General features: G+C 68.7%; 1 protein-coding gene. It reads right to left on the bottom strand.

Going from position 1 to position 1,323, the window contains the following annotated elements; translation table 11 throughout:
* Window positions 1-36 precede the first annotated feature (36 nt).
* Window positions 37-1,275 carry an IS30 family transposase gene (locus tag ACZ4SW_RS37045; RefSeq protein ID WP_468253488.1) on the bottom strand — a complete coding sequence of 413 codons (1,239 nt, stop codon included), beginning with the start codon at window positions 1,273-1,275 and terminating at the stop codon, window positions 37-39.
* Window positions 1,276-1,323: the final 48 nt, after the last annotated feature.

Raw genomic sequence — 1,323 nt, 5'->3', positions numbered from 1 at the left:
GCGACGGCGGATTCCAGTGGTCGTCGCAACACGTGATCACTGACGTGTGGCGGCGAGCAGTTTAGACAGACGCTCGGCTGGGGTTTCCCAGCCGAGCGTCTTGCGTGGGCGGCTATTGATTTCGGCAGTGACTGCGTCGAGGTGCTCACGGGTATGCCGGGCCAAGTCGGTGCCCTTGGGGAAGTACTGCCTGAGCAGGCCGTTCGTGTTCTCGTTCGACCCGCGCTGCCAGGGGCTGCCGGGGTTGCAGAAGTAGACCGGGATGCCGGTGGTGACGCTGAACGTGTGGTGGCCGGCCATCTCGGAGCCCTGATCCCAGGTGAGGGACCGCTTCAGGTGTTCCGGCAGGGTCTGGACGGTGTTCACCAGGGCGTCGCGGACGGCGGCCGCGCTGCTGCCCTGGGGCAGGTGCACGAGCATGAGGTAGCGCGTGCTGCGTTCGACCAGGGTGGCGATGGCGGAGCGGGAGTTGCTGCCGACGATGAGGTCGCCCTCCCAGTGGCCGGGGACGGCCCTGTCGTCGGCCTCGGCCGGCCGGTCGCTGATCATCACCATGGGGTGCGTGAACCGCTGCTGGCGGCTGTGGGCCTGGCGTTGAGGGCGGCGCATGGTGCGTCCTGTCCGCAGGGCCCGGGCCAGTTCCCGGCGGAGTTCTCCGCGGCCCTGGACGTAGAGGGCCTGGTAGATCGTCTCGTGGACCACGTGCATCTCCGGCCGGTCGGGGAAGCGTCTGCGCAGAACGTGGCAGATCTGCTCGGGGCTCCACCGCCTGGTGAGGCGGTCCTGGATGAAGTCGCGCAGCTCGGGGTTCTGGCCGATCTTGCCGGGCTTGGGGCGCGGGCGGCGCTGTTCGGCCCGACGCTGGGCGGCATGGGGTCGGTAGGCCCAGCGGGAGCGGCCACCGCGCAGGGGCATGCCGTTTCGGCGTATCTCCCGGCTGACTGTGGACGGGCTGCGGCCCAGTTCGGCGGCGATAGCCCGGACCGTTGCTTTCTCCCGGAACCGGTCAGCGATGTGGATCCGCTCGTCTTCCGTCAGGTACCGGGACGGCCCCGAGGCCACCCGCACAGCATTCGCGGGTGGCCTCGGACGCTTCTTTCGCCCCTCGGGCCGGCCGTTGCGCCACTCACGGCCGGTCCGAGGGTTGACCCCGACTCGTCTGGACGCCTCAAGATTGCCGAACCCGAGCTGCATGAGCCGGAAGTATTCCTCCCGCTCCCGTTGCAGCTTGCGGGGCCCTTGCTCCTTGCGGCTCTTCCGGATCTCGAAGTCCATCGCATCCCCTGAACTGGGGTGTTGCGACGACCACTAGAACGGAAGGAC

The organism is Streptomyces sp. NPDC028331, assembly GCF_055565775.1.
The sequence above is the reverse complement of the archived record's forward strand: the minus strand, read 5'-3'. Positions and strand labels throughout refer to the sequence as shown.